We start from the raw sequence: 14750 nt of genomic DNA on the forward strand, positions 1-14750 counted from the left end.
CTCCTTCGAGGTGGTCGGTCGAGCTGATGCCGAGCTGATGAGGAAGGCATGAGGGCGTGGGAAAGACGTCTGGCATGCGGTTACGAGGTTATCGCCGGGGTCACCGGGCGGATGCGCAGAGCCTTCGCCCCGCGCTCGGTAGCGACGACAAGGATGCCGTCGGGGGACATGTCGGCGGAGGTGAACGGGACGTCGGAGACCAGCGCGGCCACGACCTCCTCGCTCGCCCGGTCCCACACGCGAAGGTAGTCCGCGCCACGGCTCAGCCCCAGCGGGGACGCGGCACGCTCCTCCTGAGACGGTCGCAGGATCTGCCCGAGGTCCGTGTCGCCGGGGTCGTCCGGCGGTACGAGGCCGCGCACGAGCACCGCGGACCCGCTCCCCTCGCCTTCCGTGTCCATCGGGCGCGCGCCGGGAGTGGCCGGTGGTACGACGAGCGCCGCCACGCGGGTCGCCGGCCCCTCGGCCCGGGGCAGGCTGCCGACCGTCACATCACTGACGCCGGCGACGGGCAGGCTCCACAGGGTCTGCCAGGGCAGTTCGAGGCCGAGCCGGTGCAGGGCGTCGGCGTACTCGGGCAGCCCGTCCTCGACGAACGCCGTCTCCAGCAGCGCGGCACGCCACAGCTCGGAGAGCTCGTTGCGGGTCAGCAGGGGCGCGGCACGTAGATAGGTACGGGCCGGAGCCCCCAGCTCCTCCACCGGGACGACTTCGACGGCCGCTCGCAGCGTCACCGGGTCGGCGTGGACGAACAGCCCCGGGTCGGTGAGGAGTTGCGGGAGCAGCCCCGCTTCCAGGGTGTGACCGGCGATGTGGTCGCGGACGTAGGGATCGGCCCTGCTCCAGTCCTGGTCCGGCACGGCCTCCAGCAGCGCCATCGCGATCCGGGTCTGGGCGGCGCGGACGTTCGGCAGGCCGGCTCGGATCTCGTCGCCGAGGGCGGGATGCATCAGCCGGAGCAGCGTGCGCCTGCCGCCCTCGGCGCCGTCTCCGCCGGTCTTCTCCTCCACGGGCCGGACGAACGGCCCGGCCAGCGGCACACCGTCCGCGATGACCTGGCTCATGTCCTGCCCGGCGACCGCGCTCGCCAGCCGCGGCCACAGCTGGACCGGCAGGCCGTCGGCCTCGGCCAGGGCGAGCGGGGCCAGTATCAGCCGCAGGGTCAGCGGGTCGGTACCGAGCCGCCGGGCGTGCAGGTCGAGTGCCTCGCCGACGGAGGCCGGCAACTGGCTCTCGTCGGCCGGGTCGAAGCCATCGGGAGCGGCGAGCACGCTCTGGACGGCGAGCTGCACGACCAGCGGGCTGGTGCCGGCCCGGCGCCCGATGGCCGTGGCCAGGGCGCGCCGGGCGGCCGGGTCGTCGGTGAACGCCTGCTCCACGCCGGCGAACCGAGGACTCAGCGCCGCCTCCGCGTGCCGTACGAGCCCTTCCGGATCAGCCCACTCCGGCGCGTCGAGGTCGATGATCTGCACCGCGCCCGCCGGCAGACCCTCGGCCAGTTCGGCGACGAGATGCCGCGGCAGCTCGGCCACGAGACGGACTTCGTCGAGGGCGGCGAGCGGCTTGAGCACCTCGCGTACCAGCACGGAGGGTTCGTCCGTGTGCCGGACCGGGCCCGCCTGGTCCGTGTCCAGAACCACGAGTGACACGGGTTCGCCGACGTCCGCCAGCTGCGCGTATACGTCCTCACTGAGGTCCGTCGCCAGCTCGTAGTGATCAGCGAGGGCCCACAGGAACTGCTGTGCGGTCAGTCCGCGTGCGTTCGCCGCGGCCGGCGCGGGCAGTGCGGGCGGAACGGTCGACGGGTCCAGCCGACCGAGATCGAGCCGCCCCCGCGCCTGAGGATCGCAGAGCATCAGGAACCCGGTGAGCAGCCGTGAGCGGCCACTGCCGGAATCACCCGTCACGGCCAGCACACGGGGCGCCCCCGGGCCTGCCGCGCGCCAGGCGGCCAGCGCGCGCAGGGCGTTGGTGCGGCCGCCTATGTGCGGGTGCGGGGTGTGGCCGTCGGTCGACTCGGTCATGGATTTCCGTCCTGCTCCGGGCTTCAGATGGGGAGAGCGCCCTTGAAGCGGGTGTTGGGTACGTCGGGGTGGGTGGTGGCGAGCCAGCCGTGGCCGTGGATGTATTTCGCGCGATGGGGGCCGGTATGCACCGAGAGGTTGTCGGCGGCCGTGTCGGCGCTGGGAACACCTTCGGCATACGTCTCGGCCTCTTCCTCGTCGATGGGGTCCTCCATGTACGAGACCTCGAAGGGCAGTGGGTCCCCTTCGAACTGCGGGTAGGCGTACGTACCGAAACTGCGCACCGTGTGACCGTCACGGGCGACGTACCAGCTGTCGGAGGAGTTGTAGGGGTCGAGCACGTAGAAGTGAGCCTCGCCGCATGCCTCGCTGAGTTCCTTGGCCAACCGGAAGCCGTCCAGCTCGTCGAGGAACGAATTGCCCCACAGCATGCGCCAGTTCTTGATCGGCCCGTCTGCCCGCCAGTTCTCGATCCCCGGGGTGATGAAGACCCGGTAGGCCCTCTGCGTCTTGCCGTGGGCGTCCTGGAAGTCCAGGGAGTCGGTCGCCCGGGTGGCAGCCTCTACACCCATGATGCTGGTGGCCGGCCGGACGTCGTGCAGACCGAGAGCGGCTACGGCGTCCTCCAGCCGGTCGTCGGGGAAGGCCAGCCAACGACCGGCCTCCGAGGGAGTGTCCACCCGGAGTTCGTTCAGAATCTTGATGCGCACGAGGCGTTCCACGGCACGCCGGTCGACTTCGTCGAGCGCGTCCGCGCCACCCAGGTTGACCAGGATCTCAAGGGCACTGTTGCGCAGCCGACCGGGGCCCGCACGCCGGATCTCCCGGAGGCGCGGGAGCGCCTGGTCGCCCAGGCGCTCGATGATGGGCTGGACGTAACGCTTGGGGCTCCTCGGCCGTCGGTCGACGGTGTACGGCAGGAGCTGGTCGATGCCCTCGGGCCCCAGTGCGATCAGGGCGTCCCTCGCCGCGTTGCCGACGGCGCGGTCCCTGGCCGAGAGGTCCTGAACGAGGGCGTCAATGGTTTCTGGCATGGGCACAGCCTAGTTCTGGTCCAGTCACTTCTTCAGGGCGGGCAGGATTGTCTCCCAGGTTTCCTTGAGCGCATCGATGTGTCGATCAAACTCAGCGGTAATGGCTTTCTCCTCAAGGGTTCTGGTCTCTTTGCGCTGGGCATTCAGCTCTTTGGTTATTTCATCGACGAGTTTCTTGCCGGAGGTTCCTTCGAGTCTCTTCAGTGCCTTCGCGAGGCGTTCATCATCGTCCTTGTAGCGCTCGCTCCACTGCTCTGTCATGTGCTCCTTGATCTTGTCGTCCGGCATGTCTGCCAGTTTCTCCAGCGTTTCCTCCCTCTCGTCGAGCATCTTCTGGCGGATGGCGACGCCCACGGGGTCGTCTCGGTAGGTGGTGCTGTAATGGATGGGAACGCCATGGAAGCGGTCGTCCAAGAGGACTTTGGAGCACTTCATGTGACCCTCGCCCTGTCCACAGGGCTCACGTTCGGTGTACAGCCCCAATGGCGTGTACTTCGTGGCCTCGGGGTCCATCCGCTGGAGCCACTGCAGCAGATGCTTCTCCGAATGGCGTGGTTGAACGCCCGGCAGTTTCTGGTTGGCGGGAACGGACGAGTCCACGACATAGGTGACTTCATGGTCCGGGGGCGGCCCCTGCACTTCCAGCACAGCGAAGTTCTTGCCGCTGAAGTCCGGCCCGTTCCGTCTGACTTTTGCTGCCTCATCGGACGGAAGCTTCTTGAAGGCGGCCTTCTTGAAGAGCTGGTTCATTGCCATTCGGTGTAGTCGTACGCCGAGTGACTCCTTGGAAATCTTGGCGCCCCGGTCCGGAGTTTTCGGTGCCGGATCGCCCTCGTTCTCGCCTCGGTAGGGGTGGTTTATCCGCTCCGGGTTGGCGCCCACGCTGTGCTGCTGGTGGAAGGCGAGGCTGAGCCGGGCAAGTGAAGCCACGGCCGCCTGCTGCTCTCCCCGCGAAAGCCGATCGAACCCGTCCAGTTGCTGGCTGAGCTGAGCCCTGGTGAAGCTTCGTGGGCCGTCGGGGTTGGGATGCGGGCTGTCTCCGGAGGTCGCCCGCAGTACGTTCGTGAGTTCGCCCGAATCCGCCCACCGGCTGAGGCTGTCGTGTACCCGGTCCAACTCGACCCTGTGGACGTTTCGGTGCTGACGCAGCTCGTTCTGCAGTGCGTCGGGCTCGATGCCGTATTCCCTGGAGTTCTTGATTTCAGGGTCCGCATGCGTGCGCGACGTGTCGCTGTCCGGGCCGTCCTCAGTGACACGGTGGCTCTCGTCCGAGGTGTCACTGTCACCTCGGTCGTGAGGATCGGAGTAGGGGCTGTCGGCGTGGTCCTCCGTGTTGTCCTTGCTCGCACCTGGAGATTCGGGCCCGGCGGGGGTCTCCGTCCTCGCGGTCGGCTGCTCGGACTCCTTGTCGGGGGTGCGGGCCTGCTCGTCGGGGTGCGTTGCCTCGTCCGGGCGTGACTGCTTGTCCGGGGTGCGCTGCGTTTCTCCGGCCGGGCGGTGCTGCTCCGAGGGATGCTCGGCCGACTGCTGCGGCCGTTGATGCGGATCAGGTGTGCTGTCCGGCTCGGACGGAGAGCTGCTCTCGCTCTGGGGCCGGACGTTCTCGTCCCGGTGTTCGTCGCTCGTCGGGGTGGGCGACGAGTCCGTCGGGTTCGGGGGATTGACCGCCGTGTCGCTGCCGTCGCCCTGCTTCGGAGTGTCGCCCGAAAGGTCGTTCTGCGGATTCTGGCTGCCCTCGGGTTGCCCGTTGCTCTCGGAGTTCTCCGACTGGGACTCCCCGCCGTTCTGGCTGTCCGACTCGCCGTTCTTGCTCTCCGATCCCTCGGCATGCGGCTGGCTGGTGTCGATCGGGTTCCGGTCGGCGTCCAGCGGGATGTGCCAGACGTGCGCCGCCTGGTCGATGTGCAGGGGCTGGCTGCTGACCTGCCCGCTCTGGGTGTCGACCCAGACGATGTTGCCGTTGTGGTTGACGACGTTGAAGGCGTGGCCGCCTCCGCCGGGCCAGTCGACCTGGACGATGGCCGCCGAGCCGGGGCCGGCCTGCTGGAGGGTGTCGGCGATGTTGTTGGCCGTGTTGGGGTCGCCGCCGGGCCCGGCGTACGTGTGGGCGGCGCCCGTCCAGCGGATCTGGTTGTCGTTGGCGTTGTCCTCGGGGGACCAGAGGTCGGGCTTGCCGTTCGCATCGGTGTCGAGGGTGCGCGGCGCCGAGACCTGCGGGTTGCCGTACCAGGTCTCCAGGAACGAACGGGAGCAGTCGGCGCAGTTGTTGCTTCGGCCCGGGACGTTGACGCCGCCGTCGTTCTGGAGCTGGGACCAGTTGCCTTCGAACGGGTCGGGGTGACGCTGCGGGGTGCCGTCCTCGTTCCGCGGGACGGCGTCGTCCAGTGCCTGCTGGTCGGCGGCGTCCGGGTCGGTCAGGCCGCCCGGGTAGTGGTCCAGGTCGGAACGGATGTCCTGGAGGCTGTCCTGCTGCGGGTGGTGCGGTTGGTTGGAGTTGCCGGGGGTGGCCTGCGGCGAGCCCGGAGCATGCGGAGAGGCAGAGCCCGCCGCGTGCGACGGCGACGCCGAGGCACCCGGAGTGCGGATGACCGTGTGGACCGGGACCGGCGTCACCTGCTGGTGCTGTTGTTGCTGCGAGTTGCCGGGCGGGGTGTTCTGCGTCGGCGCGTTGGACTGCGAGGCCGGCTGCTGCGGACCGTTGGGGGTGTTGGCCGTGCTGCCCGAGGGCTCCTGCGGTGGCCTGCCGGGAGGCGTCGTACCGGTGCTGCCGGGTGTGCCCTGCGCGGCGGGACCTGGCTGGTTCGCGGTCGAGGAGTTGGGGGAACGGCTGCTCGACGCCGAGGGGTTCGAGGTGCCGTTGTCCGACGTCGAGGTGCGGTCGGAGCCGGTGCCGGTGCCGGATCCGGAGTTGGAGTTGGCACTGGATCCGGAACCTGTGCTCGTCGAGGTGGAGGGCGTCGTCGTGGAGGTGCTGGAGGACGTCGACGGCGTCCTGGGTGACGACGACGGTGACGAGTTCTGATTCGAGGTGCCCGTGCTCGGGTTCTGACCCGGGATGTGGGTACGAGCGCTGCCGGTCGGGTCCGTGGTGCTGCGGGGCGGGGTGCGGTCGCCGGGCGTCGTGTTGCGCGGAGTCGTGCCGTCGCCCGGGGTGTTGCTACGAGGCGTGGTGCCGTCCCCCGGCCTCGTACCGGGCGTCTCGCGGGGCGCCGTACCGTCAGCGGGGTTGTTGCGGGACGTGGTGCCGTCGCCCGGCCTCGTACCGTCGCCCGGCCTCGTACCGTCGCCCGGCCTCGTACCGTCGCCCGGCGTCGTACTCCCGGGCGTGCGCTGGCCCGGTATCCGCCCGTCCGGCGTGCCAGGAGTACGGCCGTCCGCGGTACCGGACGTGCGACCGTCGCCGACACTCGCCGTACCGGACACACGCCCGTCCCCGGCACCCGAGACTCCGACACTCGCCGTACCGGACGGGCGCCCGTTCCCCGCGCCCGAGAGTCCGACACCCGCCGTACCGGCCGCCCGACCGTCCGCCGAAGCCGTGGGCGTAGGCGCAGGCGTGGACGCCGGAGCGCTCCGAGGCGCCGTCGACGGCGTGGGACTCGGTGTGGATGCAGGACCCGACCCCGTGGGCGAGGCCGTACCAGCAGTGCCGGCTGAACTGCTCCTTGCCGCACCGGAGTTGGGCGTGGGACTGCTCGGGCTCGACCCGGACCCGCTTCCGCTGCCGGACGACGACGTACCCCCGCCCTGATGCGAACCACCCACACCGCCCCCCACAGAAGGCGCCACAGGCGACGTCGGTATGCCCCCCGACCCACCATCCGCACGGCCGCCACCGGCACCCACCGACGACGGATCGCTCGCCGAAGGCGTAGGAGTGGGCGCCGCGTTGGTGTGCGTGGGCGAGCCGGCGGCCAAGCTGTCGATCGACGTGCCGATCGAGCCGTGCCCGCCCGTCGACGCCGACGTACCCCCGGACGACGCGGAGGCCGACACGGCGTGCACCGACGGCGACGACAGGCCGGACACGGAGGAGCCGCCCCCGGAGTGGGACGGGCCGGAGGAACTCGGTCCGTCGGTTGAACCTCCGGCGCCCGAGTCACCGGACGACGCCCCACTGGGCGACGGGTCGTCGAAGTCGGACAGGGTCGGGCCCGAGTGGGAGAGCGCGGGCCCTGCGGTCCCGGAGTCGGACCCGGAACCCGAGTCGGAGCCCGGCCCGGGCCCGGATCCGGAGTCCGATCCCGAGTCGGAGCCCGGCCCGGCACCCACATCCGGCCCACCGATGGTGTTGCCGCCGGTGTCGGCGGATATCCCGCCACCTATGTTCGAGCCCACATCGCCGGTCGAACGAGTCGACGTCGACGAGTCCGCCCCCGACGAGTCCGAGCCACTGGAATGCGAGTTGGAGTCGGAACCCGAACCCGAACCGGAATCAGAGGCGGACGAAGAGGAGTCGGAGCCGGAAGACGAGTCCGAATCCCCATCGCCGTCGGAAGCGTGGGAGGCGTCGGAACTGTCAGGACCGTCGGACGAGTTGGAACCCTCGTCCCCGTCCCCGTCACCATGCCCGCCGTCACTCCCCGACGACCCATGCCCGTCGATCCGGCTGTCGATCGCATGGTGGGCCCGATGCCCCGCCTTCTCGCCCAGACCGTCCCGCACGCCTTCGGCAAGAGTCTGCGGGGTCTGCTTGATGGCGTCCCAGCCGGCGTTGGCGCCCTGCTTGACGGTTGTGGCGAGGTCGTAGCCCTCCTGGGCGCCGAAGCCGACGTTCACCGTCTGACGGATCAGGTCGGTGATGATCGCCTCGATCATCGAGATCGCGGGTTCCTTCATCGCCTCGACGATCGCGTCGATCAAGGCGTCCTTGAGCTCCTTGAGGAGCCGGCGCACGATCAGCCGGGCGGCCTGCGTTGCGCCCAGCGCACCGACCTCGGACAGGCCGAAGGTGAACGGCGCTGCAGCCTGGGCCGCGGCGATCTCGATTGCGAGGGCGATGAGTTGGGCGATGACCGCCCATTTCGCGAACTCGACGAGGTAGGCGCACGCCTCCAGCACGGTCGCGATGATGTACGCGGCCTGGGCGGCGTTGGCGAGGTAGCCGTCGCCGCCCCCGCCGTCGAACTTGGCGTACACCTTGGTGAACGCGTCGATCGACTCACCGGCGTTGTGGGCCACCACCTGGCGGGCGCTGGTGGTCGCCTTGGTGTGCAGCCCGGTGACATCGTCGCCGAACTTCCGCCAGAGGGTGGCGCACTCCTTCAGCTTGTCCTCGTCTGCCGTCGGCCAGTTGTAGCCGAGCATCTCGAGAACCCATTCGAGCTCGTTCGGCAGCATCATGGACACAGCAGAAAGCACCCCCGTCAGACGACACGGCCGTACAACTCCCTCATCGGTAAAGGGAAGTCACACAGGAGTACAGCCGTTCGCAAAGCTTACGGAATCACTCGTGGGCAACTTCAGAGGGTTGCTGTCACAAATCCGTTGCAGGTCCTCTGCAGGTCCCGACCGTCAGGACCTGCAGAGGACCTGATGGTCACACCTTGGTGAAGCAGAGCGTGTAGTCGAGCTGATGGCTCTGGTGGACCTGGATCCCGTAGGCGTACTTCGAGTCGCAGTGCGAGTCGTCGCCGAGCAGCTTGTCGGCCGTCTTGTACTCGGCCTGGGGGGAGTTGCAGTCGACGATCGTCGGCAGCGGATCGCCCTGGGGATCCTTGACCTTGACGCAGTCGCCGATGTTCGGGTCGTGCGTCGCGTCCTCCGACGCCTGCGCGGACGCAGAGGCCTCCGCCTTCGCCTTCCCGCCGGTCGGGCTGGTGTTGTAGTCCCAGACGTACCAGGCCAGCGCGCCGAAGACCACGATCACGACGGCAGCGGACTTCACGACCCGCAACGGGCCTCCCGGCCGCGGGCGCTGAGGGCCGCGCGGCGGCTGAGGCTGCGGTTGGTGCGGCTGCTGCGGATATCCGTACGGAGCCTGCGGCTGTTGCGGGTATCCGAACGGCTGCTGGGGCTGACCATACGGCTGCTGCGGCTGCCCGTACGGCGGTTGGTTCTGATACTGCGGCGGAGGCGTCGACATGCCTGAAGGACCCCGTAGTTGACAAGAAGTTGACCTGCGCAGGCTATACGCCGAGGTCAGCCGACTCCCAACCATGCCCGCTCCCATGGACTCGCCGTCAGCGGAGGTGGCCGCGGGCATGCCATCCGCGCGTGACGGGAGATACTTCGAGTGCCCGAGGGTGTCAGAGGATGTCCGAGGGCATCAGAGGATGTCCGAGACGACGCCGGCGAGAGAAGCGGAACGACATGACCAGCCGACCCGAGAACTCAGCGACCCCGTCCGGCACATCGCCCGAGCGAGGCGTGCTGGACGAGGCGCTCGAACCGGAGCAGATACGTTCGCTGAACTCCGCCCTGCGCAAGCTGTCCGAGAACGACGGCGTCGGCAAGGACCTCCAGGACGCGGCGAAGAAGCTGCTCTCCGGCCGACTGCCCCTGCGGGACGCCATGGACGACCCCGCCGTGGCCCGCGCCCTGGGCGGCGGCATGGCGTCGCTGCGCGGCCAGTGGGAGTCGCTCTCCGAGGAGGAACGCGACCAGGTCAGGCACGGCGAGCCGCTGACCGGCCAGAACCAGCCCGCCGACCCTTCCGGGCGGAGGAGGCCGGAGGCCGAGGGCCAGTCGTCCGATTCCGGCAAGAAGAACCAGGGCCGCCACAGCGGCGGATTCTCGCTGTACTGATCGCCGCACCGTCTTGTGGCGCCGGGCTGGACCGCGCCCCTTCAGGGGCGCGGGGCCGTACTGCCTAGTCGCCCGAGCCAACGCCCCCGTTATGAGGCGCCGGCTCCAAATCAAACTCCCCGTCCCGCGCCCCCAGCACAAACGCCCGCCACTCCGCCTCCGTGTACCGCAGCACCGTGTCGGGGTCCAGGGACGACCTCATGGCGACGGCGCCCTCGGGCAGGTACGCGATCTCGACCCGCTCCTCGTGCTCCTCGGTGCCGGGTGCGCTGTGCCACTCGACGCCGGAGATGTCGAGGGCGTACAGCTCGTCCCGCTCCCGTTCCTTGCGCGCCTTGATCTGCTCTGCAGTCTCCGCCATGGTGCGGGGCCTCTTCCTGACATATGAACGAAGTACGCGTCTCACCCTACTTGCGGGCACCGCGCACCCGCCGCGGATCAGGTGTTTTGCGTCTTGGCGACCATGGTCTGTGATACCCCGGGCGGCAGCTTCACCTGACCGTCGAACTCGGCGGTGGTCTTCTGCCAGATGTCGAGCTGCGCGGCCTCGTTCTGCTCGTGCGCCACGCCCATCTTGGTGAAGGCGACACCCATGCCCGCCAGCCGCTCCGCCAGGCTGCCCATCGACTGGTACATGCCGTCGCGCAGACCCTCGTAGGCGACACCGAACTTCTCGGCTATGTCGTCGTCGCCCCACGGCGGGGTGTCGCCCTGTTCGAGCGCGGTCAGTCCGTTCTGCAGTGCGGTCACGGCCTTCGAGAAGTCCTGGCCGACCGAGTACATGTTGAAGCCCTCGGTCTTGAGGACTTTTGGATCGGAGTCCATGTGGTCCGACGGCACAACTACCCCCCGTGGCTGGTCTTTTCTCCTGCAACGCCACCATAGCGGTGGCCACTGACAACACAGAAGGGCGGCACCCACGCGGGTACCGCCCCCTGTCCGGCGCAGCCGGCCGACCCTCAGAACCGAGCCGGCAGCCACCCCGTCTGAATCAGCTGCCCACCGCGTCGCCGCGTGTGGAAGTACCCACGCCCGGGCGGCAGTTGAGACGCCGTGATGTTGCCGAGCAGCGCACCCTCCGACCGGTCGCCGGAGAGCACCAGGCCCTGGGCGCCGAGCTCACGCATCCGCTGCATCACGGGCTCGTACAGCGACCGGCTCGCACCGCCCGAGGAGCGCGCGATGATGATGCGCAGACCGACGTCACGGGCGAAGGGCAGATACTCCAGGAGCGGGGCCAGCGGGTTCACGCCGGTCGCCACCAGGTCGTAGTCGTCGACGATCACAAACGCGTCCGGGCTGTTGTACCAGCTGCGGTTGCGCAGCTGCTCGGGCGTGACGTCCGGGCCCGGCATACGCCGGTGCATCGAACCGGCCAGGCCCTCCAGCGTCTCCGTCAGGGCGGGCGCCGACGCGCAGTACCGCGACAGGTGCGAGTCGGGCACACCCTCCAGGTGCGCGCGCCGGTAGTCGCCCATGACGATCTTCGCCTGGTCCGGTGTGTAGCGCTCGGTGATCTGCTTGACGAGCAGCCTCAGCATCGCGGACTTACCGGACTCGCTCTCACCGAACATGATGAAGAGCGGGTCCGTCTCGAAGTCGACGAAGACCGGTGCGAGCGAGGACTCGTCGATGCCGATGGCGACACCGCGCTCCGGGTGCTCGAACCCCTTGGGCAGCCGGTCCGACGGCAGCAGCGTGGGCAGCAGCCGTACGGCCGGAGCGTGGTTGCCCTGCCAGTTGTCGTTGATGCCGCGGATGAGGATCGACGTCGCCTCGGAGAGGTCCTCCGTCCCCGAGGAGCCGTCGACCCGGGGCAGCGCGGTCATGAAGTGCAGCTTGTCCTGGGTCAGACCACGGCCCGGCACGGACGCCGGGACGTTCTGCGCGACCTTGCGGTCGATCTCCGACTCCGTCGGGTCACCGAGGCGCAGCTCGATGCGGTTCTGCAGCATGTCCTTGAGCGCGGGCCGCACTTCGGTGTAGCGGCTCGCGGTCAGGACCACGTGCACACCAAAGCCGAGGCCGCGCGTCGCGATCTCCGTGACGGTGGACTCGAGCAGTTCGTAGTCCGTCTTGAAGGTGGCCCAGCCGTCGATGACGAGGAAGACGTCACCCCAGACCTGATCGGGCAGATGGCCCGCGGCCCGGCGCTGCCGGTAGGTCTGGATCGAGTCGACGTTGTTCGCGCGGAAGTACTCCTCGCGCGCGTTGAGGATCCCCTCGACCTCACTGACCGTACGGCGCACCTTCTCGGCGTCGAGACGGTTGGCGACCCCGCCGACGTGCGCGAGCTCCTCCATCGCGATCAGACCGCCACCGCCGAAGTCCAGGCAGTAGAACTGCACTTCGGACGGAGTGTGGGTGAGGGCGAACGAGGAGATGAGCGAACGCAGCAGCGTCGACTTGCCGGACTGCGGACCGCCGACGAACAGACCGTGGCCCGCACCGCCGGAGAAGTCCCGGTACAGCACGTCACGGCGCTGCTCGAACGGCTTGTCCACCAGGCCGACCGGCACATTGAGCCGGCCGAGCGCCGTGTAGTCGGGCGCGGTCAGGCCGCGCTCCGGGGAGACGGCGAGCTGGGGGAGGAGCTGCTCCAGCGAGGGCGCCTCCTCCAGCGGGGGCAGCCACACCTGGTGGGCGGGCGGTCCCTGGTTGATCATCCGGCCGACGAGGACGTCCAGGACGGTGTCGGCGAGCGCGTCGTCCACCCGGTTGTCGGGCTCCGGCTCCTCGATCACCGGCTGCGGGGGCAGCGCCACGTGCTCCGCCGTGAACAGCGCGGGCCGCAGCTGCGTCGAGCGGTGCACCCGGGAGGGGCCTTCGCCGTGGTACGGGCCCGACACATAGGCCGCCTTGAAGCGGACCATGGTGTCGGTGTCGTAGCGCAGATAACCGGAACCGGGGATCGACGGCAGGTGGTAGGCGTCCGGGACACCGATCGCCGTACGCGACTCGGCGGCGGAGAAGGTCCGCAGACCGATCCGGTACGAGAGGTAGGTGTCCAGGCCGCGCAGCTTGCCCTCCTCCAGGCGCTGCGAGGCCAGGAGCAGGTGGACGCCCAGCGAACGGCCGATACGGCCGATCTGGATGAACATGTCGATGAAGTCGGGCTTGGCGGTGAGGAGTTCGGAGAACTCGTCGAGCACGATCACCAGCGACGCCATCGGTTCGAGGGCGGCGCCGGCGGCCCGGGCCTTCTCGTAGTCGTGCAGGTTGGCGTAGTTGCCGGCCGAGCGCAGCAGCTCCTGGCGGCGCTGCGTCTCACCCATGATCGAGTCGCGCATGCGGTCGACGAGGGTGAGGTCGTCCGCGAGGTTGGTGATCACGGCCGCGGTGTGCGGCATGTCCGCCATGCCCGCGAAGGTCGCACCGCCCTTGAAGTCCGCGAGGATGAAGTTCAGCGTCTCCGAGGAGTGCGTGACCGCGAGACCGAGCACCAGCGTACGCAGCACCTCGGACTTTCCGGAGCCGGTCGCGCCGACGCACAGGCCGTGCGGGCCCATGCCCTCCTGCGAGGCCTCCTTGAGGTCCAGCATGACCGGCTCGCCGTTCTCGCCGACACCGATCGGCACCCGCAGCCGCTCGTGCAGCGTGCGCGGCCGCCAGGTGCGGGAGACCTCGACGGTGCCCGCGTCGCCGATGCCCATCAGGTCGGTGAAGTCCAGGTTGGACAGAAGGGGTTCGCCCTCCTCCGCGGTGCCGACCCGGAAGGGCGCCAGCTGCCGGGCCAGGGACTCGGCCTGCTCCGGGTTCAGCACATCGGCCTTGCCGGTGTACGCCGACTCGTGGCCGACGAACAGCTGCATCCGGTCCGGCTTCACATACGCCGTCAGACCGGCGCGCAGGTCCTCCTCCAGCTCGCCCGGGGCGATCTCCAGGAAAGTGACGCCCTGGAGCCCCTCGGAACTGGCGAGTTCGGAGTCCGGCGGCACGGTGCCGCCGTCGAGGACCACGATCAGATGCGGCTGGTCGTACACGGGGTTCGCATCCCGGTTCCAGCGGGGCCGGTCGTCCAGCTGGCTCGCCAGCGCCTCCTCCAGCTCTCCGAGGTCGTCGAAGAGGAGCCGGGACGAGCCCGCTCCGTCCTTCGCCTTCGAGTGCTGGCTGTGCGGCAGCCACTTGATCCAGTCCCAGTCCGCCGTCGCGGACGGGTGTGCCACCACGGCGACCGTCAGGTCTTCCGGCGAGTGCAGCGTCGCCAACTGGGAAATGGTGGCACGGGCGTTGCCGTAGACCGTGTCCCTGTCTCCGCAGATCGTCACGTGGTAGAAGGCGCGCAGCGAGATGGACACGGGCAGGTCGGACAGACTGCCGTGTGCGTCGAGGAAGGCCTTCATGGCCGCCGCGGTCAGCGGCTCCAGCTCCTCCTTGGGGGCCGTGTCCGGGGCGACGAGCGGTGTGTTCAGCTGCTGGATGCCGCGGCCGATCCGCACGGAGGCGAAGTCCGCGTCGGTCGGGCGCCGCTCCCACAGCCGCTTGCCGTCGGCCGCCACCGCCCACAGCTGCTCCGGGTCGGGGTGCTGGAAGAGCTGGCTCTGCCGCTGCAGTTCAGCGGTCTTGTGCACGTCCTTGCGGACCTGCTCGAGGTAGCGGAAGTAGTCACGCCGGTCCTGCGCCATCCCCGCGCCGCCGCCCTGCCGGGACTTGGCGAACTGCGCGATGGCCATGGCCAGGGTCGAGGCGAGCATCAACCCGCCGACCACCCTCATATAAGGGGGCAGGTTGGGCATGAAGAAGAAGCCGACCGAACCCAGCATGCCCATCATGGGCAGCAGGTTCATCAGCATGCTCTCGTCGCCCTCACGAGGGATCTCGGGGGGCGTCTCCAGTCTGACCTCGCCGTCCGGCACCACCGGGGGCACTATCCGCGGTGGCCGTTTGATGATGACGACGCTCACCGATGCACTCATCCTTCGTGATTGAAACGTCCTGGCATCGA

The 14750-nt window shown here is 69.1% G+C and carries 8 protein-coding genes; 1 reads left to right on the forward strand and 7 read right to left on the reverse strand.

Annotation, left to right across the window (positions count from 1 at the left end; all coding sequences use genetic code 11):
* Nucleotides 1-80 precede the first annotated feature (80 nt).
* The 4 genes from P2Q00_RS31910 to P2Q00_RS31925 all read right to left on the reverse strand — a co-directional run bounded on the left by P2Q00_RS31910 (nt 81) and on the right by P2Q00_RS31925 (nt 8945).
* The gene (locus tag P2Q00_RS31910; RefSeq protein ID WP_275776812.1) at nt 81-2024 is read right to left on the reverse strand and encodes an ATP-binding protein; all 1944 of its coding nucleotides are present in this window, start codon (nt 2022-2024) and stop codon (nt 81-83) included.
* 23 nt (nt 2025-2047) lie between these two features.
* Nucleotides 2048-3058 carry a hypothetical protein gene (locus tag P2Q00_RS31915; protein WP_275776813.1) on the reverse strand — a complete coding sequence of 337 codons (1011 nt, stop codon included), beginning with the start codon at nt 3056-3058 and terminating at the stop codon, nt 2048-2050.
* 24 nt (nt 3059-3082) lie between these two features.
* On the reverse strand, nt 3083-8401 hold the full coding sequence (locus P2Q00_RS31920; RefSeq protein ID WP_275776814.1) for a toxin glutamine deamidase domain-containing protein: 5319 nt from the start codon (nt 8399-8401) through the stop codon (nt 3083-3085).
* Between the two features lie 196 nt (nt 8402-8597).
* The gene (locus P2Q00_RS31925; RefSeq protein WP_275776815.1) at nt 8598-8945 is read right to left on the reverse strand and encodes an LppU/SCO3897 family protein; all 348 of its coding nucleotides are present in this window, start codon (nt 8943-8945) and stop codon (nt 8598-8600) included.
* A 425-nt stretch (nt 8946-9370) separates the two neighbouring features.
* On the opposite strand from P2Q00_RS31925, the gene P2Q00_RS31930 reads away from it, so the two are divergent.
* Nucleotides 9371-9805 carry a hypothetical protein gene (locus P2Q00_RS31930; protein ID WP_275776817.1) on the forward strand — a complete coding sequence of 145 codons (435 nt, stop codon included), beginning with the start codon at nt 9371-9373 and terminating at the stop codon, nt 9803-9805.
* 64 nt (nt 9806-9869) lie between these two features.
* Here the strand turns inward: P2Q00_RS31930 and P2Q00_RS31935 are convergent, their stop codons facing one another.
* The 3 genes from P2Q00_RS31935 to eccCa all read right to left on the reverse strand — a co-directional run bounded on the left by P2Q00_RS31935 (nt 9870) and on the right by eccCa (nt 14709).
* Complete coding sequence (locus P2Q00_RS31935) at nt 9870-10166, reverse strand: DUF397 domain-containing protein (RefSeq protein ID WP_275776819.1); 297 nt, start codon at nt 10164-10166, stop codon at nt 9870-9872.
* A 77-nt stretch (nt 10167-10243) separates the two neighbouring features.
* Nucleotides 10244-10630 (reverse strand): hypothetical protein, encoded by a 387-nt coding sequence (locus P2Q00_RS31940; RefSeq protein ID WP_275776821.1) that lies wholly within the window; start codon nt 10628-10630, stop codon nt 10244-10246.
* A gap of 134 nt (nt 10631-10764) precedes the next feature.
* On the reverse strand, nt 10765-14709 hold the full coding sequence (eccCa, locus tag P2Q00_RS31945) for a type VII secretion protein EccCa (protein WP_275776822.1): 3945 nt from the start codon (nt 14707-14709) through the stop codon (nt 10765-10767).
* Nucleotides 14710-14750: the final 41 nt, after the last annotated feature.

The sequence above is a fragment of the Streptomyces coacervatus genome (assembly GCF_029223485.1).
Taxonomy (GTDB): domain Bacteria; phylum Actinomycetota; class Actinomycetes; order Streptomycetales; family Streptomycetaceae; genus Streptomyces; species Streptomyces coacervatus.

What these genes read in the sequence shown, in the direction of transcription:
- P2Q00_RS31910 (WP_275776812.1), bottom strand. Translation starts at nt 2,024, where the DNA reads ATGACCGAGTCGACCGACGGCCACACCCCGCACCCGCACATAGGCGGC.
- P2Q00_RS31915 (WP_275776813.1), bottom strand. Translation starts at nt 3,058, where the DNA reads ATGCCAGAAACCATTGACGCCCTCGTTCAGGACCTCTCGGCCAGGGAC.
- P2Q00_RS31920 (WP_275776814.1), bottom strand. Translation starts at nt 8,401, where the DNA reads ATGATGCTGCCGAACGAGCTCGAATGGGTTCTCGAGATGCTCGGCTAC.
- P2Q00_RS31930 (WP_275776817.1), top strand. Translation starts at nt 9,371, where the DNA reads ATGACCAGCCGACCCGAGAACTCAGCGACCCCGTCCGGCACATCGCCC.
- P2Q00_RS31935 (WP_275776819.1), bottom strand. Translation starts at nt 10,166, where the DNA reads ATGGCGGAGACTGCAGAGCAGATCAAGGCGCGCAAGGAACGGGAGCGG.
- P2Q00_RS31940 (WP_275776821.1), bottom strand. Translation starts at nt 10,630, where the DNA reads ATGGACTCCGATCCAAAAGTCCTCAAGACCGAGGGCTTCAACATGTAC.